The 25225-nt window shown below is 67.7% G+C and carries 28 protein-coding genes and 1 pseudogene; 10 read left to right on the plus strand and 19 right to left on the minus strand.

Annotation, left to right across the window (positions count from 1 at the left end; genetic code table 11):
* Positions 1-71: 71 nt before the first annotated feature.
* From KUV65_RS01210 to KUV65_RS01225, 4 genes are all read right to left on the minus strand, one after another.
* Positions 72-1046, minus strand: a complete 975-nt coding sequence (locus KUV65_RS01210) for a beta-ketoacyl-ACP synthase III (RefSeq protein WP_222187044.1) — start codon at positions 1044-1046, stop codon at positions 72-74.
* Complete coding sequence (gene plsX, locus KUV65_RS01215) at positions 1043-2149, minus strand: phosphate acyltransferase PlsX (protein WP_222187045.1); 1107 nt, start codon at positions 2147-2149, stop codon at positions 1043-1045. Before plsX ends, KUV65_RS01210 begins: the two co-directional genes overlap by 4 nt.
* 24 nt (positions 2150-2173) lie before the next feature.
* Positions 2174-2380, minus strand: coding sequence for a 50S ribosomal protein L32 (gene rpmF / locus KUV65_RS01220; protein WP_222187046.1), 207 nt, complete (start codon positions 2378-2380; stop codon positions 2174-2176).
* 244 nt (positions 2381-2624) lie between these two features.
* A complete protein-coding gene (locus KUV65_RS01225) occupies positions 2625-3197 on the minus strand; it encodes a YceD family protein (protein ID WP_222187047.1) in 573 nt (190 codons plus the stop codon).
* Between the two features lie 171 nt (positions 3198-3368).
* Between KUV65_RS01225 and KUV65_RS01230 the strand changes: the two genes are divergently transcribed.
* The 3 genes from KUV65_RS01230 (at position 3369) to KUV65_RS01240 (ending at position 5515) form a co-directional block, all read left to right on the plus strand.
* Positions 3369-3836 (plus strand): outer membrane protein assembly factor BamE, encoded by a 468-nt coding sequence (locus KUV65_RS01230; RefSeq protein WP_222187048.1) that lies wholly within the window; start codon positions 3369-3371, stop codon positions 3834-3836.
* A gap of 140 nt (positions 3837-3976) precedes the next feature.
* Positions 3977-4720, plus strand: coding sequence for a GNAT family N-acetyltransferase (locus tag KUV65_RS01235; protein ID WP_222187049.1), 744 nt, complete (start codon positions 3977-3979; stop codon positions 4718-4720).
* Positions 4721-4786: 66 nt separating this feature from the next.
* Positions 4787-5515 carry a hypothetical protein gene (locus tag KUV65_RS01240; protein ID WP_222187050.1) on the plus strand — a complete coding sequence of 243 codons (729 nt, stop codon included), beginning with the start codon at positions 4787-4789 and terminating at the stop codon, positions 5513-5515.
* 252 nt (positions 5516-5767) lie between these two features.
* On the opposite strand, the pseudogene KUV65_RS18240 reads toward KUV65_RS01240, so the two are convergent.
* Both KUV65_RS18240 and tyrS read right to left on the minus strand, forming a co-directional pair.
* A pseudogene (locus tag KUV65_RS18240) lies at positions 5768-6496 on the minus strand (GNAT family N-acetyltransferase); the annotation flags it as partial.
* A gap of 46 nt (positions 6497-6542) precedes the next feature.
* Positions 6543-7796 carry a tyrosine--tRNA ligase gene (gene tyrS / locus KUV65_RS01250; protein WP_222187051.1) on the minus strand — a complete coding sequence of 418 codons (1254 nt, stop codon included), beginning with the start codon at positions 7794-7796 and terminating at the stop codon, positions 6543-6545.
* A gap of 53 nt (positions 7797-7849) precedes the next feature.
* Between tyrS and KUV65_RS01255 the strand changes: the two genes are divergently transcribed.
* Positions 7850-8947: an anhydro-N-acetylmuramic acid kinase gene (locus KUV65_RS01255; protein ID WP_261331561.1), complete on the plus strand. Its 1098-nt coding sequence runs from the start codon at positions 7850-7852 to the stop codon at positions 8945-8947.
* Positions 8948-9080: 133 nt separating this feature from the next.
* Here KUV65_RS01255 and KUV65_RS01260 read toward each other — a convergent pair whose 3' ends face one another.
* Positions 9081-9503 carry a cupin domain-containing protein gene (locus KUV65_RS01260; protein WP_222187052.1) on the minus strand — a complete coding sequence of 141 codons (423 nt, stop codon included), beginning with the start codon at positions 9501-9503 and terminating at the stop codon, positions 9081-9083.
* Positions 9504-9577: 74 nt separating this feature from the next.
* Between KUV65_RS01260 and KUV65_RS01265 the strand changes: the two genes are divergently transcribed.
* A complete protein-coding gene (locus KUV65_RS01265) occupies positions 9578-10639 on the plus strand; it encodes an NAD(P)/FAD-dependent oxidoreductase (RefSeq protein ID WP_222187053.1) in 1062 nt (353 codons plus the stop codon).
* Here KUV65_RS01265 and KUV65_RS01270 read toward each other — a convergent pair.
* From KUV65_RS01270 to KUV65_RS01315, 10 genes are all read right to left on the minus strand, one after another.
* A complete protein-coding gene (locus tag KUV65_RS01270) occupies positions 10609-11556 on the minus strand; it encodes a sterol desaturase family protein (RefSeq protein ID WP_222187054.1) in 948 nt (315 codons plus the stop codon). The two genes, KUV65_RS01265 and KUV65_RS01270, sit on opposite strands and share 31 nt — an antisense overlap.
* Complete coding sequence (locus KUV65_RS01275; RefSeq protein WP_222187055.1) at positions 11553-12005, minus strand: hypothetical protein; 453 nt, start codon at positions 12003-12005, stop codon at positions 11553-11555. Before KUV65_RS01275 ends, KUV65_RS01270 begins: the two co-directional genes overlap by 4 nt.
* 40 nt (positions 12006-12045) lie before the next feature.
* Entirely contained in the window at positions 12046-13488 is a 1443-nt protein-coding gene (locus tag KUV65_RS01280; protein ID WP_222187056.1) for a sensor histidine kinase, read from the minus strand.
* A gap of 155 nt (positions 13489-13643) precedes the next feature.
* Positions 13644-14921, minus strand: coding sequence for a phosphopyruvate hydratase (eno, locus tag KUV65_RS01285; protein WP_222187057.1), 1278 nt, complete (start codon positions 14919-14921; stop codon positions 13644-13646).
* Positions 14922-14963: 42 nt separating this feature from the next.
* Positions 14964-15866, minus strand: coding sequence for a DMT family transporter (locus KUV65_RS01290; RefSeq protein ID WP_222187058.1), 903 nt, complete (start codon positions 15864-15866; stop codon positions 14964-14966).
* A 321-nt stretch (positions 15867-16187) separates the two neighbouring features.
* Complete coding sequence (locus KUV65_RS01295) at positions 16188-16817, minus strand: DUF1638 domain-containing protein (RefSeq protein ID WP_308124477.1); 630 nt, start codon at positions 16815-16817, stop codon at positions 16188-16190.
* Entirely contained in the window at positions 16814-16978 is a 165-nt protein-coding gene (locus tag KUV65_RS01300) for a hypothetical protein (RefSeq protein WP_222187059.1), read from the minus strand. Before KUV65_RS01300 ends, KUV65_RS01295 begins: the two co-directional genes overlap by 4 nt.
* A 54-nt stretch (positions 16979-17032) precedes the next feature.
* Entirely contained in the window at positions 17033-17890 is an 858-nt protein-coding gene (locus KUV65_RS01305; protein ID WP_222187060.1) for an EamA family transporter, read from the minus strand.
* Positions 17890-18624 (minus strand): metallophosphoesterase family protein, encoded by a 735-nt coding sequence (locus KUV65_RS01310; RefSeq protein ID WP_222187061.1) that lies wholly within the window; start codon positions 18622-18624, stop codon positions 17890-17892. The genes KUV65_RS01305 and KUV65_RS01310 overlap by 1 nt, the downstream gene beginning before the upstream one ends.
* 135 nt (positions 18625-18759) lie before the next feature.
* Positions 18760-19467, minus strand: a complete 708-nt coding sequence (locus KUV65_RS01315; RefSeq protein WP_222187062.1) for a corrinoid protein — start codon at positions 19465-19467, stop codon at positions 18760-18762.
* Positions 19468-19616: 149 nt separating this feature from the next.
* On the opposite strand from KUV65_RS01315, the gene KUV65_RS01320 reads away from it, so the two are divergent.
* Both KUV65_RS01320 and KUV65_RS01325 read left to right on the plus strand, forming a co-directional pair.
* Positions 19617-20702, plus strand: a complete 1086-nt coding sequence (locus tag KUV65_RS01320; protein WP_222187063.1) for a PA0069 family radical SAM protein — start codon at positions 19617-19619, stop codon at positions 20700-20702.
* A 135-nt stretch (positions 20703-20837) separates the two neighbouring features.
* The gene (locus KUV65_RS01325; RefSeq protein ID WP_222187064.1) at positions 20838-21437 is read left to right on the plus strand and encodes an SAM-dependent methyltransferase; all 600 of its coding nucleotides are present in this window, start codon (positions 20838-20840) and stop codon (positions 21435-21437) included.
* On the opposite strand, the gene bmt is transcribed toward KUV65_RS01325, so the two are convergent.
* Both bmt and KUV65_RS01335 read right to left on the minus strand, forming a co-directional pair.
* Positions 21434-22450, minus strand: a complete 1017-nt coding sequence (gene bmt / locus KUV65_RS01330; RefSeq protein WP_222187065.1) for a betaine--homocysteine S-methyltransferase — start codon at positions 22448-22450, stop codon at positions 21434-21436. The genes KUV65_RS01325 and bmt overlap by 4 nt on opposite strands.
* 180 nt (positions 22451-22630) lie before the next feature.
* On the minus strand, positions 22631-22945 hold the full coding sequence (locus tag KUV65_RS01335; RefSeq protein WP_222187066.1) for a DUF1476 domain-containing protein: 315 nt from the start codon (positions 22943-22945) through the stop codon (positions 22631-22633).
* 183 nt (positions 22946-23128) lie between these two features.
* On the opposite strand from KUV65_RS01335, the gene purC reads away from it, so the two are divergent.
* The 3 genes from purC to KUV65_RS01350 are packed head-to-tail and all read left to right on the plus strand — an operon-like array spanning position 23129 to position 25221.
* A complete protein-coding gene (purC, locus tag KUV65_RS01340; protein WP_222187067.1) occupies positions 23129-23890 on the plus strand; it encodes a phosphoribosylaminoimidazolesuccinocarboxamide synthase in 762 nt (253 codons plus the stop codon).
* Positions 23891-23950: 60 nt separating this feature from the next.
* Positions 23951-24181, plus strand: coding sequence for a phosphoribosylformylglycinamidine synthase subunit PurS (gene purS, locus KUV65_RS01345; RefSeq protein ID WP_222187068.1), 231 nt, complete (start codon positions 23951-23953; stop codon positions 24179-24181).
* A complete protein-coding gene (locus KUV65_RS01350) occupies positions 24181-25221 on the plus strand; it encodes a zinc-binding dehydrogenase (protein WP_222187069.1) in 1041 nt (346 codons plus the stop codon). Before purS ends, KUV65_RS01350 begins: the two co-directional genes overlap by 1 nt.
* Positions 25222-25225: the final 4 nt, after the last annotated feature.

Consider the following 25225-nt stretch of genomic DNA (forward strand, 5'->3'; position numbering starts at 1 on the left):
CCAAGATGCGGGATGCGATTTCTCAAGTCAATGCAGGGGTTTGGAGCCCGGTGTTTGCGCGCGGATCCGCGCTACCAGCGCAGCACCACCGCGCCCCAGGCCAGGCCGCCGCCAATGGCCTCGGCCACCAGCAGATCGCCGCGCTTGATCTGGCCACGCTCGACCCCGACGGACAGGGCCAGCGGGATGGACGCCGCCGAAGTATTGCCGTGATCCTGGACCGTCACAACGACCCGATCCATGCCGACACCCATCTTCTGCGCGGTGCGGGTGATGATGCGCAGGTTCGCCTGATGCGGCACGATCCAGTCGACATCCTCGGCCGTGGCGCCCGCTTTCTCCAGCGCGGCATACGCAGTTTCTGCAAGCTTTTCAACGGCATGGCGGAAAACCTCACGGCCTTCCATCTTCAGCACGCCGGCCGAGCCGGTGGCCGACACACCGCCGTCGACATAAAGCAGATCGCGGAACCGGCCATCCGAATGCAGGTCGGTGGCCAGCACGCCGCGGTCGGCGGCCGTGCCCGCCTGCTCCTGCGCTTCCAGCACCAGCGCGCCCGCGCCATCGCCGAACAGAACGCAGGTCGTGCGGTCTTCCCAGTCCATGATCCGGCTGAAGGTTTCCGCCCCGATCACCAGCACGCGGCGCGCTTGCCCCGAGACGACCAGCGCGTTGGCATTGGCCAGCGCATAGACGAATCCCGCGCAGACCGCCTGCACGTCGAAGGCGAATCCCCCCTCCATCCCGAGGCCCGCCTGTACCATGGTGGCGACGGAGGGAAAGGTCAGGTCGGGGGTCGAAGTGGCGACGACGACGGCGTCAATATCGGCCGGAGTCAGCCCCGCCATGTCCAGCGCGGCGCGCGAGGCGGCGACGGCCATCTGGCTGGTGGTCTCGCCCTCGGCGGCGAAATGCCGACGCTCGATGCCCGAGCGCGACCGAATCCATTCGTCGCTGGTATCGAGCGTTTTCTCGAACTCGGCATTCTCGACCACGCGAGAGGGGAGGTAATGGCCGATTCCGACCGGGACGGCACGCAAGGTCATTGAACGGCCCCTTTGCCCTGGTCCCCCTGCATGGCGGCGGCGGCGGCATGTTCAGCCTGCGAGATCCGCGCGGCAAGGCGCTTGTTGAAATCCGAGGCGGACAGGCGGGCCGCCAGCTTGATCGCCGCGGCCACGCCGGTCGCGTCCGAGGCGCCATGCGATTTCACCACCGTCCCGTTCAGGCCAAGGAACACCCCGCCATTCACGCGGCGGGGGTCGATGCTCTTGGACAGGCGGCGCAGGGAGGTATAGGCCAGCAGCGCCGCGATCCGGCTGAGCGGCGTGTAGGTGAAGGCCTCGCGCAGGCGCTCGCTGATCATCTTGGCGGTGCCTTCGCCGGTCTTCAGCGCAACATTGCCGGTGAACCCGTCGGTGACGATCACGTCCACCTTGTCCGAAGGCAGATCGACGCCCTCGACAAAGCCGACGAATTCGAAATCGGCCGCCGGGGCCACGCGCGCGATCAGCTCGGCCGCAACCTTGATCTCGGCGCGGCCCTTGTGTTCCTCGGTGCCGACATTCAGCAGCCCGACGCGCGGGCGGGCCAGGTCCATGCCGTTGCGGGCATAGCTGGCGCCCATCAGCGCGTATTGCAGCAGGTCCTCGGCATCGGCGCGGATATCGGCGCCGACATCCAGCATGACGTTGAAGCCCGACGGGTTGCGAGACGGCCAGAGGCAGGCGATGGCCGGGCGGTTCACGCCCTCGATCTTGCGCAGCCGCGTCATCGACATCAGCATCAGCGCGCCGGTGTTGCCGCAGGAAATCGCGACCTCGGCCTCGCCCGCCCGGACGGCTTCGATGGTCGACCACATCGAGGTGTTCTTGCCATGGCGGAGCACGCTGGACGGTTTCTCGTCCATGCGTACCACGCCCTCGGCGTGGCGAATCTCGCACCGCTCGGCCAGGCCGCGCTTGCGCTCGATCAGGCGCTCAAGATCCGGGCGGTCACCGTGCAGGATGAACCGCAGGTCCGGGTTCTTGGCCACCGCGGCGGCCATGCCGTCAATTACAACAGACGGCCCCCGATCACCGCCCATCGCGTCGATCGAAAGGACCGTCCCGGGAATCGAGTCACCGGTTAGTGCCGTGCCGTCACCCATCTTCGGCCTGCCGCCGAGACCGGCTTATGCCGCGTCTTCGTCGAGATCGATCTCGTCGGCCTGGGCCACGACCTCACGGTCGTTGTAGGTGCCGCAGGACGGGCAGACATGGTGGGGGCGCTTGAGTTCGCCGCAGGAGGGGCACTCGTTCGGATTGGCCGCGGTCAGCGCATCATGGGCGCGGCGCATGTTGCGGCGGGACCGCGTGACCTTGTTCTGGGGGACAGCCATGTCTCAACCTCGAATTTCGAGGGGCCCCGCCCAATCGCGCCGGCCCCGTGTTCCATCGTCTCTTTATCTCGTCTGCCCCCTTGCGCCAAGGCGCTGATCCGGGTCTGGCGGGCCGATCTGGTCCACCGTTTCGGCAGCGCACGGGCTCGCGCGCCACACTCGACATCCGGGGGCGAATGAGGCCGGGAACATACTCGGATTCCCCCGCCATGCAAGCGTTTTTCCAAGGGCCTTTCGCAAGGCCTCAGCCGTCGTCGTTTTTACCGCCCGCCAGCTTGTCGCGCAGCGCCTTCAGACCGGCCAAGGGCTTGGCATCCTCGTCGGTCATCGGGTCGGTGCCGGGCTCGGCGAAGACGGCTTCGCCAAGGTCGGCGCCCTCGGCGCGCGGGTAATCCGGCAGGTGCAGGGCCAGCGCTTCGGCCATCACGAAGGCCGGGTCGATCCGGTCGGGCAACGGTTCCGCCGTGTCGTCTTCGGGCATTTCCGCCTCGCCCTTGTCGTCGGGGTCTGGGGGCGTCATGTCGGCGAGGAATCGGCGGGTGACCGGTACGTCGATGCGGGTAACCACCGGGTCCAGCGTCACGACGCAGGGCTGCACGACAGTGGCGCCGAGCGTCGCCTCAAGCCGCCAATCGGCCTTGCCCTCTGGGATCAACTCGCCCTCGAAGCGCAATTTGCGGATGCCGTCGATGCCAAGCTCCTCGGCCAGCGCGGCGCGCTCTGTGGCGTCGGGGGTCAGGGAAAAGCCATGCGAGGCGGCGCGCGACAGGCGCGCGGGCGTCAGCGGTGGCGTGGCCTTCGGGGTCTCGGTCGTCATTCCGGCGGCTCCTGTCGGGCGGAAAACGGGGACAGCGGGCTGGGCAAGCCGGCTCGGGCGCTTAACTTGCTCCGTCGTCTGCCATAAGTTAAGGCGATACAAAGGCCAGACGCGCCGTGCAAGTCGCAGCCGGACCCGGGTCGGTTCGGACAGAGAGAGATCAGAGGCACCATGGGCACTACATTCGCCACCCGTCTTTCCCGCAACAGCCGCCGGATCGCGCTGGCCATCGCGCTTGGTCTTGGGCTGGCGGCCTGCTCGGCGACCTATGACAATCACGGATACGTTCCGCCGGCCGAGGACCTTGCACAGGTGCAGATCGGCGACAGCCGCGAGCAGGTGGCCGAAACGGTGGGCCGCCCCGCGACGTCCGGTGTCATGCGGGATGAGGCGTGGTTTTACACCGCCTACCGCGTGCGGAACTTCACCTATCGCGCCCCCGAGGTGATCGAGCGCGATATCGTCGCCATCTCCTTCGATGCCGGCGGCCGGGTCAGCAATGTCGAACGATTCGGCCTGGAAGACGGGCAGTATGTGCAGCTTTCGCGCCGCACGACCGCGGCCACGGTCGAGAACCTCGGCTTCTTCCAGCAGCTTCTTTCGAATTTCGGCCGGATCAATCTGGGCGACACACTCTGATCTCTTGAAGAAGGTGCCGTGTGCGGCAAGGCGTTGCTTGCCGCGACACGCCGCAGAGGTCATTTTCATCTCGTGTCAAATCCCCGTCATTCGGGGCCGCTAGGACCGGGGCGAGTCTCGGCAGGGCAGGAGGTGCGAGAATGCTGAACCTCGCGAAAGGACGCTATCGGGCGCGGCTGGCCTCGACGCCGGACGATATCGAGGCGGCGCAGCGCCTGAGATGGCGCGCGTTCCGCGGGCAGGGCGCCCCCGGTGACGGGCGCGACAGCGACGATTTCGACGCGGCCTGCGCCCATGTCCTGATCGAAGAGGCCAGGACCGGGGCGCTGGTGTGCTGTTTCCGGATGCTGCACCTGCCCTCCGGGGCCGAGATCGGGCGCAGCTATTCGGCGCAATTCTACGAATTGTCGGCCCTGTCCGAATTCGACGGGCCGATGGTCGAGATGGGACGCTTCTGCATCGACCCGGACCGGCGCGACCCCGATATCCTGCGCGTGGCCTGGGGCGCGATGACCTCCTATGTCGATGAACAGGGGGTCGAGATGCTGTTCGGCTGCTCGTCCTTCCACGGGACCGAGGCGCGGGACTATTACGACGCTTTCGCGTTGCTGCGCGACCGGCACCTTGCGCCGCCGCGCTGGTTGCCGCGGGTCAAGGCGCCCGCCGTTTTCGATTTCGCCAAGCGGCTTCGACGCAAGCCCGACCTGAAGCGCGCGCAGGCCAAGATGCCGCCGCTGCTGCGCACGTACCTGCTGATGGGCGGCTGGGTCAGCGACCACGCGGTGATCGACCGCGACCTTGGCACGCTGCATGTCTTCACGGGGCTGGAGATCCGCGCCGTGCCGCCCGGGCGCGCGCGGCTGCTGCGGATGGTGGCGGGGTAGGGAATCGCGCCACCTGACGCTCGCGCGGTGTTTTGCGAAAAGGGACCTCAAGACCGAGAAGATCCCATGCCCAACAAAGTCGAAACCCTTCTGACGGACTTGCCGGCCGCTGAGCGCATCGGCCCGATGCCGCGCCTGAACCCCGGTGCGCGGCCTTGGCGCTGGTCCTACGGCGCGGGTGCGCCGGGGCGGTCGGCGTTTCGGCTCAATGCCGCTACCGCCCCCCTGGTCTTTGGCGTGTTCATGGCCGTCCTGCTGGTCGCGATCCTTGTCGCGAACCTGTCGAACGGCGTGCTGGACGGGGGCCAGCTGCGTGCAGCCGGGTTGATCGTGATCGTCCTCCTCGTGCTGGTCGGACCGCATACCCGGCGCAAGATGAACGGCACGCTGCAATGGCGCCGCGAGGTCGAGATCACCAAGCGCAAGGTCCGGGTGACCGACCGGAGCGGCAAGGCCGTCGAGACGTGGAAGGAACCGTTGAGCGCCTATCGCGATATCCACCACCGGATCGGCCATGTGACCGGGTTCGACCCGTCCGGCGTGGGCAGCTCGAAAGCGGTGCCGCTCGACGTGATCGAATTGCGCCACCCCGATCCGGGCCGGACGATCTACCTGCATGGCAGCGCCCAGACCTCGACCGGCGGGATGAGCCCGATGGACATGATCCGCGCGGGTCGCAAGGGCCGGAGGGAGGAGGTGGAGGCCGCCGTCGGCAGCACACGAAACCCGCGCGTCGAAGCCCTGCTGAGGCAGCTGGAGCGCGAGTTGGGGATGCCGGTGACGCGCGAGACCTGACGGCGCGAGGTCGTCGGCAGAGGTTTCCCGCGCTGGCGCGCGCGACCCGCGCCGGGGCTGGCGCCCCGGCGGTTCAGCGCCTTTTCTCCGGCGGAGCGGCACAAGGGCGGTATCGAGCCACGTGCCGCCGAGGGGGCGACTCTGCGCACCTGCATGGCGCTTGAAAAGGGCGAGGCCCGGGGCGGCGACGGGGTCGGCAGCGCCAAGGTCGAGCGCGTCGCAGCCCAAGGCCTGAAGCTCCACCATGGCACGCCAGAGAAGCAGGTTTCCGGCCGAGGCTGCGCGCCCCTCGGGGCGGGACCAGCCGATCTGGTAGGTGGCGCGGCGCCCGTGGCGCAGGAACAGCATCGCGGCCACGCGCTGCCCGGCCAGATGCGCGGTGAACAGCTGCGCCGCGCCGGGGCGGGCGGCGGCCAGCGCCGCGATCAGGACGGGGGGCAGCGGGCGGTAGCCAAGGCGGCGCGCGGCACGGTGTTCGGCGCGCAGCAGCCAGTGACCCGGATTGGCGGGGAAGGGGCGGCGGGTGACATGCAGGCCGCCGCAAAGCGCGCGGCGCACCCGGTTTCGGAAGCGGGGATCGAGGCGTGCGGCCATTCGGTCGAGATCGGGGGACAGGGCAAGCTCGGCGATCCAGCGCGGCCCTGCGATCTGTCGATAGCCGGAGCGGGCGAGAACCTGCGCCTGTGCGGGCGTGTCCGCATGGATGACCAGATGCCGCGCGCCCAGATCGGCGCGCAGCCCAGGGGCCAAGCCAAGGGCGAGATCGCCTGTCGGGCGCGACAGCATCGCCACCGGCCCCAGAAGCGGCACGCGTCGCAAAAGCGCGCGACATCCGGGCCACCCGGGCACCGGGCGGCTGTCGGCACCGAGGCGGGCGCAGGCGGCGAACCACAGCGCGCTTTGCTGAAGTGGCACGCCGGGCAGCACGGCAAAGCCGGTCGCCTCCGGGCGACTCGCATGGAAATCAGTAGACTCAAGCATGGGCACGACCCTACGCGCCCATGATGAAGATCCGGTTAAGCGCGGATCAGTTTCCCAACTCGACCAGCGCGTGCCGCTTCTTGCCGGCCGACAGCTTGATCGGCTGGGCCAGGTCGGAGGCCGAGACCATCAGCCCCGCATCGGTGAGCGGTTCGTCGTTCAGTCGCGCGCCATTGTCGGCGATCAGGCGCTTGGCCTCCTTGCCGGATTTGGCGAGGCCCGAGCGGGTGATGAGTTGCACCACCGAAATGCCGTCGCCAACCTCGTCCGCCGAGAGCGTCAGGGTGGGAAGATCCTCGCCCATGCCGCCCTTCTCGAACACCTCGCGCGCGGTCGCCTCGGCGGCCTGCGCGGCCTCGGCCCCGTGCAGAAGGGTCGTGACCTCGTTGGCGAGCAGGATCTTGGCCTCGTTGATCTCGGAGCCTTCCAGCGCGCCGAGGCGGTCGCATTCGGCGACCGGCAACTCGGTGTAGAGCTTCAGGAACCGGCCCACATCGGCATCGGTCGTGTTGCGCCAGAACTGCCAGAATTCGTAGGGGCTGAGCAATTCGGCCGAAAGCCATGTCGCGCCGCCCTGGCTCTTGCCCATCTTGCGCCCGTCCGAGGTGGTCAGAAGCGGCGTGGTCAAGCCGTAGATCTCCTGATCCAGCACGCGGCGGGTCAGGTCGATCCCGTTGACGATATTGCCCCACTGGTCCGAACCGCCCATCTGCAGCACGCAGCCCTCGCGGCGGTAGAGTTCGAGGAAATCGTAGGCCTGCAGGATCATGTAGTTGAATTCGAGGAAGCTGAGCGATTGCTCGCGATCCAGCCGCGATTTCACGCTTTCGAAGCTGAGCATCCGGTTGACCGAGAAATGCCGCCCGATATCGCGCAGGAATTCGAGGTAGTTCAGCCCGTCGAGCCAATCGGCATTGTTGAGCATGACCGCGCCCGTCGGCGGCTGGCCATAGTCGAGGTAGCGCGCGAAGACGCGGTTCATGCCCGCGATATTGGCGTCGATCTGGGTGGGCGTCAGAAGCGGGCGCTCATCTGCGCGAAAGCTGGGGTCGCCCACCTTGGTCGTGCCGCCGCCCATCAGGGTGATGGGGCGGTTGCCGGTCTTCTGGAACCAGCGCAGCAGCATGATGTTCAACAGGTGCCCGACATGCAGCGACTGCGCGGTGGCGTCATAGCCGATATAGGCGGTGACCGGACCCTCGATCAGTTTCTCGTCAAGGCCCTGCAGGTCGGTGCAGTCGGCCAGGAACCCGCGCTCCATGATGATGCGCAGGAAGTCGGATTTGGGCTGGTAGGTCATCGCGCTTTGCGTCCATGCTGCGGCTGTGAAAGCTGGCTATAACGGGCGCGGGCATGAAGGAAAAGGGGCAGCGGTGGCGCATGGCGGGCGCGATGTCGGGCACGTCGCTGGATGGCGTGGACCTGGCCGTGATCGAAACCGACGGTGTGAGCGTCACCGGCTTCGGCGAGACGCGCTATCGCCCCTATAGCGAGGCCGAACGCGCGGTGATCCGCGAGGGATTGGGCACATGGGCCGGGGACGGGCGGGCCGAGGCGGCGGCGCGCGTGGTCGAGGCGGCGCATCTGGAGGTCCTGGAGGGGCTGGAGGAGGTCGAGGCGCTGGGCTTTCACGGGCAGACGCTGGCCCATGACCCGGAGGGCGGGCGCACGCACCAGGCGGGCGACGGCGCGCGGCTGGCCAAGGCCTCGGGGCGGCAGGTGATCTGGGATTTTCGCAGCACGGACATGGAGTTGGGCGGGCAGGGCGCACCGCTTGCGCCGTTCTATCACTGGGCCTGCGCGCGCTGGATCGGGGCCGAAGCGCCGGTGGCGTTCCTGAACCTGGGCGGGGTGGGCAACATCACCTGGGTGGACCCGTCAGCAGCGGGGCCGGAGGCGCCGGGGGCCTGCATCGCCTTCGACACGGGGCCTGCCAATGCACCGATCGACGATTTCATGGTGGCGCGGGGTTTGGGGCCGCGCGACGAGGGCGGGGCGCTGGCCTTGCGCGGGCGGCCCGACCGCGACGTGCTGCGCGCGGCGCTGGGCGAGCGGTATTTCGCCCGGATGCCGCCGAAATCGCTGGACCGGGACGATTTCTCGGGGCTGCTGGAGTGCCTCGACGGGCTGTCCGATGCCGACGGGGCGGCGACGCTGGCCGCGCTCTGCGTCTCGGCGGTGGGGGTGGGGATGCAGCATCTGCCATCCATGCCCGCGCGGGTGCTGGTCACGGGCGGCGGACGGCATAACGCGGGCCTGATGCAGGGCTTGGGCGCGACGCTCTCCTGCCCGGTGGATCCGGTGGAGACAGTGGGCCTCGACGGCGATTTCCTCGAGGCGCAGGCCTTTGCCTATCTGGCGGCGCGGGTGATGCGGGGTTTGCCCACCAGCGCGCCGGGCACGACGGGGGTGGCGGCGCCGGTGGGGGGCGGGCGGCGGTCGCGGCCCTGAAGGCGATCGAGGAAACGGAGCGGCTGGCGCCGCGTTGGTCTTACCTCGCCTGCGGCCCTTGCGGGCCTCGGCTCAGGTTTTGGGGGCTCTGCCCCCAAGCCCCCGGCATATTTGATTGGATAAAGATTTGGGATTAGCCGCGCGGGATGTCGAAGCCGGGGGCGGCGAGGGTGAAGCCCTCGAAGCGGAAACCGGGGGAGACGGTGCAGGAGACCAGCGTGTAGGCGCCCGTGGGGCGTGCCATTTGCCAGTGGTGCTGCGGCACGATGATTTGTGGGCGGCCCTGGGTCAGGTCGGGGGTGAGCAGGTGGTCGGTGGCGGGGCCGGCCTCGGACGCGGCCAGCGACAGCAGAAGGGGCGCGCCGGCGTGGTAGTGCCAGATCTCGGTGGCGTCGACCTTGTGCCAATGGCTGGTTTCGCCCTGTTTCAGCAGGAAGTAGATGCAGGTGCCGGTGGGGCGGCCGGGGGTGGCCTCGTCGATCCAGGTCTGGCGGTAATGGCCGCCCTCCGGGTGGGGTTCGAGGTGGAGGGTGGCGATGATCTCGTCTGCCGTCATGGGGCGCTCCGGGGGCTGGTTCCTTGCGGAAGGTGTCGCTAGCGTCGGGCCGAGGCTAGAGCGGGAGCGCGGGCATGAAAACCATCGTCATCGGGGCCGGGATCATCGGGGCGGCGATTGCCTGCCGCTTGGCGCAGGCCGGGCAGGAGGTCGTGGTGATCGACGCTGGCGCAGGGGCGACGGCGCAGTCCTTTGGCTGGATCAATGCGAGCTTCTCCCTCGATGCCGATCATTTTCGCCTGCGCGAGGCCGGGATGGCGGCATGGCGGCGGCTGGGGGACCTGCCGGGGTTGAGCTGGCAGGGGTCGCTGAGTTGGGAGGTGCAGGGCGCGGCGCTGGAGGCGATGAAAGCGGAACTGGAGGGGTTCGGCTACCCGGTGGAGCGGTTGGGGGCGAACGCCATCCGGGACCGGGTGCCGGGGCTGGCGATGGTGCCGGAGGAGGCGTTGGTCTGCCCTACGGAAGGGTCGGTGGAGCCGGGGCGGGCCGCCGCGGCGTTGATGGCCCGCGCCGTGGACGCGGGTGCGCGGCAGGTGTCGGGTGCGCGCGGTCTGGAGATCGTGGAGCGTGCGGGCCGGGTGGCTGGGGTGCGCACGGAATGGGGCATGGTGCCGGGCGAGGCCGTGGTGGTGGCCGCCGGGGCCGGGGCGCCTGCACTGGTGGAGCCGCTGGGAGTCGCGCTCCCCATGTTGCCGCGTCCGGGCGGGTTGATGATCAGCCGGCCCTTGCCACGTTTGCTCGACACGATCCTCGTCGCGCCCGAGCGGGAGATCCGGCAGGACGCCGAGGGGCGGTTGATCGTGCCCGGCTCGGTCTCGCACCAGGGCGATGAGAGCGCCGCGCTGGACTGCGCGCCGGAGGCGTTGGCCGACAGCGCGCGGGCGGCGGTGGTGGCGCTGTTCCCGCGCGTGACCATCGACTGGGCGCGGATTGGCGTGGCGATGCGGCCCGTTCCCGGCGACAAGCGCCCGGTGATCGGGGCGGCGGGGCCCGAGGGGCTGTACCTTGCCGTGATGCACTCCGGCGTGACGCTGGCCGCGATCGTGGCCGAGGTGCTGGCCGACCGGATGGCGGGTGGTGGGGCTTATGGGGATCTGGTCGCGCCCTATGACGCGGGGCGGTTTGGCGCGGCATAGTCGCTTGCCGCGCCCGCGGACGGATCGCCCATGGCCTGCGCCTTGATCTGGTCCGAGGTCAGGCGCGAGCCGTCATGGCTCCACCCCGGCGGTTTCACGGCGTAGTTCCAACGCTCGCGCCAGGTCAGGCCAGGGCGAAAGAGGTCGCGGAAGATCGCCACCCATTCGTGGAAGGCCACGCGGATCGGGTTGAAGGTGCCAAGGTTCTGCACCAGCCCGTAATCGGGTTTCTCGGTCGCGTCCTCCGGCACGAAAGTGCCGAACATCCTGTCCCAGATGATGAAGACGCCCGCGTAATTGGCATCGAGGTAGCGCGGGTTGCGGCCGTGATGCACGCGGTGGTGGGAGGGGGTGTTCATCACCGCCTCGACCCAGCGGGGCATCCGGCCGATCGTCTCGGTATGGATCCAGAACTGGTAGATCAGGTTCAACCCGCCGACAAACAGCACCATGGCCGGGTGAAAGCCCATCAGGATGAGTGGCGCGCGCACCACCATCATGAAGGTGAACGTGCCGGTCCAGGTCTGCCTGAGCGCCGTGGTCAGGTTGTAATGCTGGCTTGAATGGTGGTTCACGTGGCTGGCCCAGACCCAGCGGATGCGGTGCCCGAAGCGGTGCACCCAGTAGTAGCGCAGGTCGTCCAGCACAAAGCACAGCGCCACGACCCAGAGCGAGGTGCCGAGATCCAGCGGCGTGATCGCCCAGAGCGCCATGAAGAAGCCCCAGGCGATGAACCCCAGTGCGATCCCCGAGGCGACATTGCCCGCCCCCATGATGAGCGAGGTCACGGCGTCGCGCGTCTCGTAACGCCCGCCGCGGCCCGAGATATGGATCCAGATCAGCTCGACCAGGATGGCGGCGATGAAGATCGGCACGGCCCATTGCACGACGTCCGGGTAGGTGAGTTGGTCGGTCATGCGGGCAGGGCCCCTTTCGTCTCATGTGTCGGGATCAGCCGTGCCCATGTCTCGCGCGCCTCGGGCGACAGGCGGACGCGGACGCTGGGGGCGGCGAAATCATGCAGGTCGATGCGCAGCCCGCGTCGCGTGGTGCGCAGGGTGGCGCCGGTCAGCATATGCGCGGTGGAGTCGGCCCCCATGGCCCAGACGAGGCCAGGCCCGTCGGGCGTTTCGACAAGGGCCGCGGCGCGATCCTGCGACAGGTGGACGGTGCCCGGTCGGCTCATGGGGTATTGCCGCAACCAATGGGCGCGGGCGCTGTCCTCGTCAAAGGTCAGCGGCCTGGAATAGCCGAAAAAGTGCAGCAGCAGCGCGATCCCCGCGATGCCGCCGATCACCAGCGTCAGGAGCAACTCCAATGGCATCGGTTGCGGCCCCTCCCAAAGCCGGTCACGCGACCTTGGCATGTTTCCCGCTGGTGGATGCCCTGTCAAACCGGGCGTTGCGTCAGGCTTGCGCCACGGGGCTGGCCTGCGTGGCCCCGGCAGGGCGGTTCGGCCCGGTCGCGGGCAAGACAAGCGAGGCTTGCAAACCGCCCTCAGGCCGGTTTTCGAGGAGCAGCGTGCCACGGGTCTGCTCGGCGAAGCCCAGCACCATGGACAGCCCCAGGCCCGAGCCTTGTCCCAGGGGTTTGGTCGTGACGAAAGGATGCAGCACGTCTTCCATCATGTCAGGCGGAATGCCCGGCCCGGTATCGCGCACATGGATGGCGCAGAACTCGCCCACCAGCCGATGCCCGTCGCGGCGTATCGGGCCTTTGGTCTGCGGGGTCGGCAGGGTCAGGCGTTCTGCGTAGATCTCGATCGTGCCGCCATCGGGCATCGCGTCGCGCGCATTGATGACAAGGTTCAGAAGGGCCGTGGACAGGAGGTTGGGGTCGGCATGCACGGTCAGCATCGGGGCGGGCAGGTGGATTTCCAGATCCACATTGGCCGGCAGGACGCGGTTCAGCATCGCGCCGAGGCCGTCGAGGTAGCCGGGCAGCCGGATGGTCTCGGGCAGAAGCGTCGCGCGCCGCGAAAAGGCCAGCAGTTGCGCGGTGAGCGTGGCGGCGCGGCGGGCGGCCTTTTCGACCTCGTCGATCAGCTGGTCGCGCTCGGCCCGGTCCTCGATCTCGCGGTAGAGGTCCAGATTGCCGAGGATGACGGTCAGGATGTTGTTGAAATCATGCGCCACGCCCCCGGTCAGCCGCCCCACGGCTTCCATTTTCTGGCCCTCGGCGCGCAACCGCTCGGCCCGGCTGAGGCGGTTGTGAACGGCGATGTTCGAGCGGTAGCTGAGCAGGAAATAGGCCATCAGGATGATGGTGCCGGTCACGACCATGACCTGCTCAGGCCCGCTTTCGGCGCCCTGGTAGAGATCGTTCGCCACCACCCCGCCGCCGACCACGATCAGCCCCTGGTCCCACACGGCGACGATCCCGAGGCCGCGGTGCTGCACTAGGTTGTGCAGCGCAAGCGCGAGGAAGCCGACGATGCCGATGAAATGCAGCGCCGGATCGGAGAATGTCACCAGATAGACCGGCAGCGCGGTATAGAGCCCCGAGAGCGAGAAATTCAGGAGGAGCGCCAGCAGGTAGCGATTGCGCCCCACCGGTCGTTCGACGCCCGAAAGCGCGACAAGATAGACTGCGTTCAGGGCAAGGTAGGAGATGATCCACGCCAGGCACAGCCAGTCGCCCGAGAAGACCCAGGCCAGGAAGCCGCCAGCCGTGATCCCCAACCAGCGAAAGATGATCTCCGACCAATGGCTGCCATCGGCCTCGATCAGAAGCGCCATCTGCGGATGGAAGTCCCGCGTCGCGCCCGTGCCGCCGGTAGGGGGCGCAACAGCCTCGGGCGTGGCGGGCGCTTGCGCGTGGCCGGGTCGGCCGTGGGGTTGCGGGACCATGTTCATTCCACGCCCAGATTGAAACGCCCGCCCCCCGAGGTCCAGAGAAAGCGTTGCATTGCGCGGGTTTGCCCCTTGGGGTGATGCAAGCGGGACGTGGAAAAGGCCGGGTTTTTGGACCCGGCCTTTTCGAAAGCGTCATTCAGGCGGCAGGATCAGCCGCGCAGGATGCCCTTGCCCGCGTAATGCGCGGTTTCGTCCAGCATTTCCTCGATGCGGATCAACTGGTTGTATTTCGCCAACCGGTCCGAGCGCGCCAGCGACCCGGTCTTGATCTGTCCGCAATTCGTGGCAACGGCGAGGTCCGCGATAGTGGCGTCCTCGGTCTCACCCGAACGGTGCGACATGACGCAGGTCATGCGGTTGCGATGGGCGAGGTTCACGGCGGCCATGGTCTCGGACAGGGTGCCGATCTGGTTGACCTTCACCAGCAGGGAATTGCCGCAGCCCTTCTCGATCCCCTCGGCCAGGCGCGCGGGGTTGGTCACGAACAGGTCGTCACCCACCAGCTGCACGCGGTCACCCAGCGTGTCGGTCAGCATCTTCCAGCCCTCCCAGTCATCCTCGGAGCAGCCATCCTCGATGGACAGGATCGGGTAATCCCCGCAGAGCGCCTCGAGATAGGCGACGTTTTCCTCGGCCGAGAGCGTCTTGCCTTCGCCCGCCATGACGTATTTGCCGTCCTTGAAATACTCGGTCGAGGCGCAGTCGAGCGCCAGCATGATGTCGTCGCCCGGCGTGTAGCCGGCTTTCTCGATCGAGCGCAGGATGAAATCCAGCGCGTTGCGGGTGGAGTTCAGGTTGGGCGCAAACCCGCCCTCGTCGCCGATGCCCGTGGACAGGCCCGCCGCCGACAGCTCTTTCTTCAGCGTGTGAAACACCTCGGCCCCCATGCGCACGGCTTCGGCGACCGAGGAGGCCGCGACCGGCATGATCATGAATTCCTGGATGTCGATCGGGTTGTCGGCATGCTCGCCGCCATTGATGATGTTCATCATGGGCACGGGAAGGACATGGGCAGCGGTGCCGCCGACGTAGCGATACAGCGGCTGCGCGGTGAAATCGGCCGCGGCCTTGGCGGTGGCGAGGCTAACGCCGAGGATGGCGTTTGCGCCCAGCCGGCCCTTGTTCTCGGTGCCGTCCAGCTCGCACATGGCGGCGTCGATGGCCTCCTGCTCGGTGGCGTCGAACCCCACCAGTGCCTCGGCGATCTCGCCGTTCACGGCGGCCACGGCCTCCAGCACGCCCTTGCCCATGTAGCGGGCCTTGTCGCCGTCGCGGCGCTCGACGGCCTCATGCACGCCGGTCGACGCGCCCGAGGGCACGGCGGCGCGACCCAGGGTGCCGTCTTCCAGCGTGACGTCCACTTCGACGGTCGGGTTGCCACGGCTGTCGAGGATTTCGCGCGCGTGGATGTCGATGATGTAGCTCATGTGGGGCAGCTCCGCTTGCAGCCGTTTCGGTTGCCGCAGGGTCTAACGCCCGGGGCGTCCCGTGGGAAGGGGGGAGGTCGCCACAGCCCGCCGCGCCGCCGTTTCGCGCCAGAAGGTATAAAGGCCCGTGGCGATCACGATGCCCGCGCCGATCAGGGTCGCCGCATCCGGACGCTCGCCGAAGACGACGGCGGCGATGATGAAGGCAAAGACAAGCCGGGTGTAGCGGAAGGGGGACACGACGCCGATCTCGCCCACCCGCATGGCCGCAGTGATCGCGTAATAGGCCACCAGCGCACAGGCCAGCGCGCCGAAAAGCTGCGCGGTTTCAGTCGCGTCGGGCATCACGGCGCCGCCGAAGAGGATCAGCAGCACCGCCCCCGCGCTGGCGGCGGCGAGAAAGCCCCAGCAGCCCAGCAGAAGGGTCGAGATCTCGCGCGGGATGGGCCGCGTGGCGAGGTCACGGCCCGACAGGCCGATCGCCGCCCCCACGGCCCAAAGCGCTGCCGGCTCGAACCCGGACAGGCCGGGGCGCAGGATGATCAGCACGCCGACCATCCCGATCCCGATGGCAAGCCAGCGCCGCCAGCCCACATGCTCGCCCAGGATCACGGCGGCGCCGAGCGTCACGAGCAGCGGCGAAGACATGATGACCGAGGACAGCGTCGCCAGTTCGATCTTCGACAGGGCGATGACGAAACAGACCGTGCCGAGGATTTCCGAGGCATTGCGCGCGAGAACCGGCTTGGACAGGAAGGCCGGTGAGGCAAGGTTCGCCCCCTGCATCCTGGCCGCGACCCCGAAAACCAGCGCCCCGCCGACGCCGAAGAACAGAATCACCTCGCCCACGGGCAGGCGGTCGACCGTCATCTTGATGAACATGTCGGCCAGCGCGAAGGCCAGCATCGCCAATGTCATCCATGCCATGCCCTTGATGTTATCCATTTCTGTCCTCGCGGGTGGGTCCTGGCTGGCCTACATCGCCGCCGCGGCGAGGGAAAGACCGGCTGGATCGCCTCCGATCCCGCGCGACGCCGCCCGAGCAGAAAATTCGGCAATTTTCTGCGGCCCCTTGTCGGCCTTGCGCGCAATGTTCCTGTCTTGGCGGCTTTCAGCGGCAGGTGTCACATCACGCCAAGACCTGCACCCATCTTTATCCGAAAAATATGCCGGGGGAGCCGCCAAAGGCGGCGGGGGCAGAGCCCCCAACGCGGGCGCAGCCCGCGCGGGGCGACGGGCCGAAGGCCCGGCGCAATCCCTTTGGGGTCAAAGCCGCCGCAGGGCCGTTTCCAGGTCGCCGTAGCCGGTGAACCGCCGCTCGAACCCCAGCCCCAGCCGCTCGGCACAGGCGCGCGCCTTTTCCGTCAGCGCGGGGTTGTCGGTCTGGGCCTGGTAGACCAGTGTCTCGTAATTCCCGAAATACATGTCCCGCAGCTCCGGGTGCCGGTCGAGACCGAGCGGGCGGGTCACGAAGGCATCGAATTGCCGGACAAGGAAATCCGTCATGTAGAAGGCCGTCATCTCGCCCCGTTCGGTGAACACCTCATTCCGCTCGAAAAAGCTGTAGCAATGCGGGCCGTCCAGCATCTCGACGCCCAGCTCGGCGCAGCGCGCCTGCAACAGACCGCCCGTGCCGCAATCGGCGTAGAGCACGAAGATCTGCGCGTAATCGGCCCGGTTCGCCGCCACCTCCTGCGCGACGGCATCGGGGATCTTCTCGGGGTGGTTGTGCAGGATCGCGGGCAGGCAGGCGAGGTCGAGGTGATCCCAGCCATTGGCGGCCTTCAACGTCAGCACTTCGCGCGCCAGCGCCCCGCAGCCGATCAGCAGGACACGGCCACGCCCCTCGGGCGGCAGGCCGTGTTCCGTCAGTTCGACATCGTCAAGCCGGGTCACGCGCGGCGTCCCAGCACCGCGCGGGCGACAAGGGCCGCAAGCAGGAGGCCGCCCATCGACGCACCGCCCGCCACCGGGCCGACCCAAGCCGCAAGCGCCACCGTTGCGGCGGCGGCGGTGATGACCAGGCCAAGGATCAGGGCGAAACGGGCAGGGGGCATGGGGTGTCTCCTTTCACGCGACCAATATGGGGCTGCGCCGGGCGGGCGTGAAGGTCAGCGCGCGACGAAACGCGGCCCCAGAACGGCCAGGACCAGCCCCGACAGCACCACCAGCGCCGCCAGCGCCTCGCCCCCGGTGATGGTTTCGCCCAGCATGATCGCGGCGACCGTCAGGCCCACCACCGGGATCAGGAGCGCGAAGGGCGTTACCAAGGCCGCGGGATGGCGAGACAGGAGGTTGCCCCAGATCGAAAAGCCCAGCACCGTCGAGATGAAGGCGACATAGGCCACCGCCAGCCACCCCGTGATGCTGAGCGCCGCGATCTGGCCGAACGGGTCGCTCCCCTCCCAGGCCAGCGACAGGCCCAGCATGGGCAGGGGCGGCACGAGGCTTGCCCAGACAAACAGCGCGGTCATGTTCACCCCGGGCGACTTGCGCAGCACGAGGTTGCCGCAGGCCCAGGAGAGCGCGCCGATCAGGATGAGGCCAAGCCCCAACAGGGTGACATTGCCGCCCCCCGCTATGCCGAACAGCGCAAGGCCCATGCAGGCCAGCGCGATCCCCACCGCCTGCACCCAGCGGACGCGTTCGCGAAAGAAGATCGCGGCGAGGATGATGGTGATCGGGGCCTGGCTTTGCAGGATCAGGCTGGCCAGCCCCGCCGTCGCGTCGGCCCGCATCGCCGTGAACAGAAACGCGAATTGCCCGGTGTTGATGAACGCGCCCACGCCGAGGATCGTCCACCAGGGCGCGGGTTTGCGAAAGAAGGCCAGAAGCGGCAGCAGGATCGCGAAGCGCAGGCCGACGAACAGAAGCGGCGGAAGCTCTTCCAGCCCGATCTTCATCGCGGTGAAGTTCGACCCCCAGGCGAGGACGACCACCAGCACCAGCAGGATGTCGCGGGCGGGCATCAGCGCGGGCGCGGGACGGGCAGGCGTCCGTCCTCGGTCAGCAGGAACACGTCGCGCCCCTCGATCGCCACCGCCGAAAGCGGCCCGCCATAGGCCGCGCCGGTGTCGATGGCCAGCCGGTTGCCTGCATGGGTGACATCCTCGACCGGGGTATGGCCATGCACGACCAGAGGCCCATGATCGCACGGGTCGTCGAGGAACCCGTCGCGGATCCAGATCAGGTCCTCGGGGTCTTGGTCCTCGAAGGGGATGCCGGGGCGGATGCCGGCATGTACGAACAGGCACTCCCCCGCTCGGTGCCAGCGCGGCAACTCCGCAAGGAACTCGCGATGGGCGCGCGGAATGCGGGCGACGGCCTCTTCATGCACCTCGTCGGGCGGCCCGGTCGGATCGACATCGTAGGAGGCCAGCGTTGCACCGCCGCCGGCCTTGTCGGAGAGGTAGCGCACATGCGGCGGGTCGCGCGGATCGGGGCCGGGCCCCGTCTCCAGCCAGCGCGTCAGCATGGCGTCGTGATTGCCGGTCAGTGTGACAATGCGCGGATCGCTTGCCTGCAGGCGCATCAGGTAGGCGATCACGCCCGCGCTGTCCGGCCCGCGATCCACCAGGTCGCCGATATGGATCAGGGGGGCTGCGTCGGTGCCATGGGCGGCCCGGTCCGCGTCGACGCGGGCGTGCGCCGCGCGCAGCTTGGTCAGGTGTCCGTGGATGTCGCCGATGGCATAGAGGGTCATGCGGCGACAAAAGACCTATGGCACGGCGCCTGCAAGCCCAAAGAGGGGGCGCCTTTTCACAAGCCTTACCCTGCGAAACAAAAAGGGCGGCGCCCGTGTCGCGCCGCCCGTCTCGATGCCATATGCTCCGGGGCGTCAGGCGCCAGCGGCCATCTGGTTGTGCTTGCGCAGGACGAATTCCTTGGCCGTCTCCACCGCCACGGCGGCATCCCGGCAATAGGCGTCGGCCCCGATGGCGCGGCCGAATTCCTCGTTCAAAGGCGCGCCGCCCACCAGAACGATGTAATCGTCGCGGATGCCTTTCTCGGTCATCGTGTCGATCACGACCTTCATGTAGGGCATCGTGGTGGTCAGCAGCGCCGACATGCCGAGGATATCCGGCCCCTCGGACTCCAGCGCTTCGAGATAGGCTTCGACCGGGTTGTTGATGCCAAGGTCGACCACCTCGAAACCGGCGCCTTCCATCATCATCGACACGAGGTTCTTGCCAATGTCGTGGATGTCGCCCTTGACGGTGCCGATCACCATCTTGCCGATGCGCGGTGCGCCGGTTTCGGCCAGCAGCGGCTTGAGGATGGCCATGCCCCCTTTCATCGCGCCGGCCGCCATCAGCACCTCGGGCACAAAGAGAATCCCGTCGCGGAAATCGTTGCCGACGATGGTCATGCCGCCCACCAGGGCCTTGGTCAGGATGTCATACGGCTCCCATCCACGGTCGAGCAGGATGTGGACCGCTTCCTCGATCTCTTCCTTCAACCCGTCGTAGAGGTCGTCGAACATTTGCTGGACGAGTTCCTCGTCATCCAGTTCCGACAGGATGATGTCGTCCTCTTCTTCGGACATCCGCGAGTCTCCTTCATGTGGGCCCGGCCACATGGCCTGAGCCAGATACCTAGTCAATTGCGGCGGGCGCACATGGCGATTTGCGACATGGTTCTAGCAGGCCGCGACCTGCGCTTGAGAATGTTCTCTTTATGTTCTAGTTTCGCGCCATGGTGCATGACCCCGAGATGACAACGGCGCGTCGGCGCGGGCGGGCGGCCACGGCCAACCATGCCGGGCGGTTCGAACGCTTCGACCGCGTGGCCGAACCCGATGGATGGCATGGCGACGGGGAGGATGCGCCGCTTCTGCGGACCGAGGTTTCAGACGAGGTGCCGCGCAAGGTCATCACGCGCAACACCTCGCCCGACCTCAGTTTCGACCGGTCGATCAACCCTTATCGGGGGTGCGAGCATGGCTGCATCTACTGCTTTGCCCGGCCCAGCCATGCCTATCTGGGCCTGTCGCCCGGCCTCGATTTCGAAACCCGGCTGATCGCGCGCCCCGAGGCACCCCGGGTGCTGGAGCGGGAACTTCGTGCGCCAAGTTACATGCCCAAGGTCATCGCCATCGGCACCAATACCGATCCGTACCAGCCGATTGAACGCGAGCGGCGGATCATGCGCGCGCTGCTGCAGGTGCTGTCCGATTATCGCCACCCGGTCGCCGTGGTGACCAAGGGGGCGCTGATCGAACGTGACGCGGACATTCTGGGCGAGATGGGACAGGCCGGGTTGGCGCGCGTGGGGATCTCGATCACGACGCTGGACCCCGAGTTGTCGCGCCGGATGGAGCCGCGCGTGCCGTCGCCCGCGCGCCGCTTGCGCGCCATCGAAACGCTGGCACGGGCGGGATGCCCGGTGCGGGTCATGGCCTCTCCGCTCGTGCCGGGGCTGAGCGATCATGAGCTTGAAGCGATCCTGAGCGCCGCGCGCGAGGCGGGCGCGGTGGCCGCCTCGACCATTCCCCTGCGCCTGCCGCGCGAGGTGGCGGGGCTTTGGGCCGATTGGCTGGCCGAACATTACCCCGACAGGGCCGCGCGCGTCATGTCCAAGATCCGCGACATGCATGGCGGGCGCGACTATGATCCGGAATGGGGCAAGCGCTTGAAAGGGCAGGGGATCTGGGCGGAGTTGATCCAGCAGCGCTTTGCCCGGGCGACCCGAGCGCTGGGCCTCGATACCGAACAGCCGCGCCTGCGCTGCGACCTGTTTCATCAGCCGCCGCGACCGGGCGATCAACTGGACCTGCTGTGACGGGAGGGACCGGAAATCTCGAGATTTCCGTTTCGGAAAACCCCGGTTTTCCGGACAGTTTTTCTTGAGAAAAACGGCCTTGTCTGAGGGGGTTGCGCCCCATACCTGCGAAGGGACCGGACATGGGGGCAGGCGATGAGCGGATGGGACGCGCGGTTCGACCGCGAAGACTACGTTTACGGAACCGCGCCAGCGGGGTTCCTTGCGGACTGGGCGCATGTGCTGGGGCCCGGCAGCAGGGTTCTGTGCGTGGCCGATGGCGAGGGGCGCAACTCGGTGCACCTGGCGGGGCTGGGCCATGCTGTGACCGCTTTCGATGCCAGTCCCGTCGCCGTGGAGAAAGCTCGAAAGCTGGCAGCGACGCGCGGTGTCGTGGTCGATTTCCAGGTCGCTGGCATCGAAGCGTGGGACTGGTCACAGCAAGTCGACGCCGTGGTCGGCATCTTCATCCAGTTCCTCGGTCCGCCGGAACGTGACCGGATGCTGGCCGACATGGCCCGCGCCGTGCGGCCTGGCGGGCTGATGCTGCTGCATGGCTATGCGCCGCGACAGGTCGAGTACGGCACCGGCGGCCCAGGACGCCGCGAGAACATGTACACGACACCGCAATTGGCAGCGGCCTTCGACGGGTGGGAGATCCTGCGCCTCGCCGATTACGACGCCGAGATCGAGGAAGGGATCGGGCACGCGGGCCGATCCGCCCTTGTCGATCTGATCGCGCGCAAGCCCGCCTAGGCGCGGCTGCGGCGGCGGCCGCCCCGGCTGCGCTTGGGGCCTTCGCCATCGGTGCCGTCCGAGCCCGAGGAGAAGCCGCCGAGTTCTTCGGTGATTTGCTCCAGCGTCGGCGCATCGCCGCGTGGCGTCTCTTCCAGCGCGGCACGCATGGCGCGGAGGTGTTCGGGCGTGGTGCCACAGCAGCCGCCGATGATCTTGGCGCCCGCATCACGCGCCATCACCGCGTAGCGTGCCATCAGTTCAGGCGTGCCGTCGTAGTGGATATGGCCGTCATGGTATTTCGGGATGCCCGCGTTGCCCTTGGCGATGATCGGGCGTTCGCTGCCGGCCGCGCGGAAGCCCAGAACGGTGCGCAACAGATCCGACGCGCCGACGCCGCAATTCGCGCCATAGGCGATGGGGGCGGGGTCTATCTGTTCCACCAGCGCGGCCAGGTCGGCCGAGGTAAAGCCCATCATCGTGCGCCCGGCAGTGTCGAAACTCATCGTGCCGCACCACGCGATGCCCGCCAGCCGTGCACCTTCGGCGGCGGCGGCGTACTCCTCGGGCGCGCTGATCGTCTCGACCCAGACAACATCCGCGCCCCCGTCTTTCAGGGCCTCGGCCTGTTCGTGGAACATCGCGACGGCGCTCTCGTGGGTAAGGGTGCCCATGGGCGCCATGATCTCTCCGGTCGGCCCCATGGAGCCTGCCACGATCACCTTGCGGTCGGCCTTGTCGGCCACCTCGCGCCCGATCTCGGCGGCGGCGCGGTTCAGCTCGCGCACCCGGTCCTGGGCGTCATGCAGCTTGAGCCGCGCGCTGGTGCCACCGAAGGAGTTGGTCAGGAACAGGTCCGACCCCGCATCGACCGCGCCCTGATACAGCGTCGCGATCCGGTCGGGCTGGTCCACGTTCCACAATTCGGGCGAGTCGCCCGATTGCAGCCCCATGTTGAACAGGATGGTGCCGGTGGCGCCATCGGCCATCAGCCAGTCGCGGGTTTGCAGCATCTCGCTCAGGGCATTGGTCATCGGGACATCTCTCCGGTCTTGCGCGCAGGGGTCACATGACGTGGGCGGTTTCGCGAAACAAGGGCAAAAAGACCTGCGCCGGGGTCATTTGCGGGCGCCGTTGCGAGGCGGGAACGCCGACCGAAAAACACGAACGGCCCCACGCGGGATGCGCGGGGCCGTTCCTGGCGCGGTGTGCGCTCAGTTCTCTTCGACCATCTGCCCTTTGGCGACGGCCAGCAATTCGTCGTATTTCTTGCGCACTTCGGTCTCGGAGACCTTGTCGCCAAGATCGCCCATCACCTTGCGCATCACGTCCTCGTGGCCGGCTTCCTCGAAATCGGACAGGACGACCGATTTCGCATACTCCTCGGCCTCCGTGCCCGTCTTGCCGAGGATGTCGGCCACCCACAGCCCCATCAGCTTGTTGCGGCGGGCCTCGGCCTTGAACTTCATTTCCTCGTCATGGGCGTACTTGTTCTCGAAGGCGCTTTCGCGATCATCGAAGGTCGTCATCGGTGTCTCCTGCGTCCAGATGGGCGTGTTGCGCGGACAATACGTGGCACACGCCCCCGCCCGCAAGTCGCGATCTTCACCGCGCCTTGCGACACACCGCGCTTTGGCCTATAGGCTCGGCCAAATGGCGGCATGTCGGAGAAGGCATGGCCGCCTTCCGCATTTCCCCGGGAGACGCATCGCATGGCACGGCGCAAGAAGGTCTACGAAGGCAAGGCCAAGATCCTTTACGAAGGGCCCGAGCCCGGCACGCTGGTGCAGTACTTCAAGGATGACGCCACCGCGTTCAATGCGGAAAAGCGCGCCACCATCGAGGGCAAGGGCGTGCTCAACAACCGTTTGAGCGAATTCTTCATGACCGGGTTGAACACCATCGGCGTGCCCACGCATTTCATCAAGCGCATCAACATGCGCGAGCAGCTGATCCGCGCGGTCGAGATCATTCCGCTGGAAGTGGTCGTGCGCAACGTCGCCGCCGGATCCATCGCCAAGCGCCTCGGGATCGAGGAGGGCACGCCGCTGCCGCGCCCGATCATCGAGTTCTATTTCAAGGATGACGCGCTGGGCGATCCGCTGGTGGCCGAGGAACATATCCTCGCCTTCGGCTGGGCCACGCAGCAGGACCTTGACGACATGGTGTCGCTGGGATTGCGGGTGAACGATTTCCTGTCCGGCCTGTTTCTTGGCGTCGGCATCAAGCTGGTCGATTTCAAGATCGAGATCGGCCGCATCTGGGACGGCGACTACATGCGCCTGATCGTGGCCGACGAGATCAGCCCCGACAGCTGCCGCCTGTGGGACATCGAGACCGGGCAGAAGCTGGACAAGGACGTGTTCCGCCGCGACCTTGGCGATCTGGCCGATGCCTATACCGAGGTGGCGCGCAGGCTCGGCGTGATGCCGCAGCGCGAGCCCGGACCGACCAAGCCGACACTGATCAACTGAAGACATGCCCGGCCATGGGCCGGGTGCTGCGCATATTAGGAAAGACAAAGGGGCAGGGCGATGAAGGCCACCGTGACCGTGATGTTGAAACCCGGTGTTCTGGATCCGCAGGGTGAGGCGGTGAAATCCGCGCTCGGCTCCATGGGGTTCGACGGGGTCGAGGGCGTGCGCCAGGGCAAGGTGATCGAACTGGACCTCGCCCCCGGCACGACCGAGGCGCAGGTCACCGAGATGTGCGAGAAGCTGCTGGCGAACACCGTCATCGAAAGCTACCGGGTGGAGATCGCCTGATGCGGGCGGCGCGGCTGACCGGCTGGCGCCAGCCGCTGGAGATCGGCACCGCGCCCGACCCGGCCTGCCCGCGTGACGGGGTGGTGCTGGAGGTGCTGGCCTGCGGCGTCTGCCGGTCCGACTGGCATGTCTGGACGGGTGGCGACCCGGTCGATCTGCCCCATATCCCCGGTCATGAATATTGCGGCGTCGTGCAAGAGGTCGGCCCCGGGACGCGCAACTGGCGCGTGGGCGACCGGGTGATCGCGCCCTTCATCCTTGCCTGTGGGACATGTCCCGACTGCCAATCGGGGCATCAGACGATCTGTTCGACGCAAATCTTGCCGGGTTTCACCTGTGACGGGGCCTTTGCCGAGCGTGTCGCGGTCGCCCATGCCGATGCCAACCTCACGCGCCTGCCCGACGGGATGGACCCTGCGCTGGCCGCGGCGCTTGGCTGCCGGGTGACGACGGCGTGGCATGCGCTGACCGGTCGTGCGGCGCTCAAGCCCGGCGAATGGCTGGGCATCTGGGGCGGCGGCGGTGTCGGCATCGCGGCGCTGATGCTGGGCCGCGCCTTGGGCGCGCGCGTGGCGGTGGCCGACGTGGTGCCCGAAAAGCTGGAGCAGGCCAAGGCGCTCGGCGCCGAAGTGGTGGTCGACGCCCGCGGCGACGATCCGGCGGACGCCATGCGCGAGGCCACGGGTGGCGGCGTGCACCTGTCCGTCGAGGCGCTGGGGTTCACAACGACGACCGAGAACGCGTTGAAATCCTGCCGGAAACTGGGCCGCATGGTGCAGGTGGGCATGCCGGCGGGTGAGCATCTGCGCATGGAGCTGCCTTGGGATGCCGTTTATTCCGGCCAGCTTGCCATCTATGGCACGCGCGGCATGCCCGCGCATCGCTACCCCTCGCTGCTCGATTTCATCACGGCCACGGATCTGGACCTTTCGCCCATGATCGCGCGCCGCGTGGCGCTGTCGGACGCGACCGCCGAGCTTGAGCTTTTCGACCGCGCCGCGCCCCCGGGCGTGGCCGTCATCACCGATTTCACCGCCTGACCAG

The organism is Maritalea mobilis (assembly GCF_019800885.1).
GTDB lineage: Bacteria > Pseudomonadota > Alphaproteobacteria > Rhodobacterales > Rhodobacteraceae > Roseibacterium > Roseibacterium beibuensis.

What these genes read in the sequence shown, in the direction of transcription:
- KUV65_RS01210 (WP_222187044.1), bottom strand. Translation starts at nt 1,046, where the DNA reads ATGACCTTGCGTGCCGTCCCGGTCGGAATCGGCCATTACCTCCCCTCT.
- plsX (WP_222187045.1), bottom strand. Translation starts at nt 2,149, where the DNA reads ATGGGTGACGGCACGGCACTAACCGGTGACTCGATTCCCGGGACGGTC.
- rpmF (WP_222187046.1), bottom strand. Translation starts at nt 2,380, where the DNA reads ATGGCTGTCCCCCAGAACAAGGTCACGCGGTCCCGCCGCAACATGCGC.
- KUV65_RS01225 (WP_222187047.1), bottom strand. Translation starts at nt 3,197, where the DNA reads ATGACGACCGAGACCCCGAAGGCCACGCCACCGCTGACGCCCGCGCGC.
- KUV65_RS01230 (WP_222187048.1), top strand. Translation starts at nt 3,369, where the DNA reads ATGGGCACTACATTCGCCACCCGTCTTTCCCGCAACAGCCGCCGGATC.
- KUV65_RS01235 (WP_222187049.1), top strand. Translation starts at nt 3,977, where the DNA reads ATGCTGAACCTCGCGAAAGGACGCTATCGGGCGCGGCTGGCCTCGACG.
- KUV65_RS01240 (WP_222187050.1), top strand. Translation starts at nt 4,787, where the DNA reads ATGCCCAACAAAGTCGAAACCCTTCTGACGGACTTGCCGGCCGCTGAG.
- tyrS (WP_222187051.1), bottom strand. Translation starts at nt 7,796, where the DNA reads ATGACCTACCAGCCCAAATCCGACTTCCTGCGCATCATCATGGAGCGC.
- KUV65_RS01255 (WP_261331561.1), top strand. Translation starts at nt 7,850, where the DNA reads ATGAAGGAAAAGGGGCAGCGGTGGCGCATGGCGGGCGCGATGTCGGGC.
- KUV65_RS01260 (WP_222187052.1), bottom strand. Translation starts at nt 9,503, where the DNA reads ATGACGGCAGACGAGATCATCGCCACCCTCCACCTCGAACCCCACCCG.
- KUV65_RS01265 (WP_222187053.1), top strand. Translation starts at nt 9,578, where the DNA reads ATGAAAACCATCGTCATCGGGGCCGGGATCATCGGGGCGGCGATTGCC.
- KUV65_RS01270 (WP_222187054.1), bottom strand. Translation starts at nt 11,556, where the DNA reads ATGACCGACCAACTCACCTACCCGGACGTCGTGCAATGGGCCGTGCCG.
- KUV65_RS01275 (WP_222187055.1), bottom strand. Translation starts at nt 12,005, where the DNA reads ATGCCAAGGTCGCGTGACCGGCTTTGGGAGGGGCCGCAACCGATGCCA.
- KUV65_RS01280 (WP_222187056.1), bottom strand. Translation starts at nt 13,488, where the DNA reads ATGGTCCCGCAACCCCACGGCCGACCCGGCCACGCGCAAGCGCCCGCC.
- eno (WP_222187057.1), bottom strand. Translation starts at nt 14,921, where the DNA reads ATGAGCTACATCATCGACATCCACGCGCGCGAAATCCTCGACAGCCGT.
- KUV65_RS01290 (WP_222187058.1), bottom strand. Translation starts at nt 15,866, where the DNA reads ATGGATAACATCAAGGGCATGGCATGGATGACATTGGCGATGCTGGCC.
- KUV65_RS01300 (WP_222187059.1), bottom strand. Translation starts at nt 16,978, where the DNA reads ATGCCCCCTGCCCGTTTCGCCCTGATCCTTGGCCTGGTCATCACCGCC.
- KUV65_RS01305 (WP_222187060.1), bottom strand. Translation starts at nt 17,890, where the DNA reads ATGCCCGCCCGCGACATCCTGCTGGTGCTGGTGGTCGTCCTCGCCTGG.
- KUV65_RS01310 (WP_222187061.1), bottom strand. Translation starts at nt 18,624, where the DNA reads ATGACCCTCTATGCCATCGGCGACATCCACGGACACCTGACCAAGCTG.
- KUV65_RS01315 (WP_222187062.1), bottom strand. Translation starts at nt 19,467, where the DNA reads ATGTCCGAAGAAGAGGACGACATCATCCTGTCGGAACTGGATGACGAG.
- KUV65_RS01320 (WP_222187063.1), top strand. Translation starts at nt 19,617, where the DNA reads ATGGTGCATGACCCCGAGATGACAACGGCGCGTCGGCGCGGGCGGGCG.
- KUV65_RS01325 (WP_222187064.1), top strand. Translation starts at nt 20,838, where the DNA reads ATGAGCGGATGGGACGCGCGGTTCGACCGCGAAGACTACGTTTACGGA.
- bmt (WP_222187065.1), bottom strand. Translation starts at nt 22,450, where the DNA reads ATGACCAATGCCCTGAGCGAGATGCTGCAAACCCGCGACTGGCTGATG.
- KUV65_RS01335 (WP_222187066.1), bottom strand. Translation starts at nt 22,945, where the DNA reads ATGACGACCTTCGATGATCGCGAAAGCGCCTTCGAGAACAAGTACGCC.
- purC (WP_222187067.1), top strand. Translation starts at nt 23,129, where the DNA reads ATGGCACGGCGCAAGAAGGTCTACGAAGGCAAGGCCAAGATCCTTTAC.
- purS (WP_222187068.1), top strand. Translation starts at nt 23,951, where the DNA reads ATGAAGGCCACCGTGACCGTGATGTTGAAACCCGGTGTTCTGGATCCG.
- KUV65_RS01350 (WP_222187069.1), top strand. Translation starts at nt 24,181, where the DNA reads ATGCGGGCGGCGCGGCTGACCGGCTGGCGCCAGCCGCTGGAGATCGGC.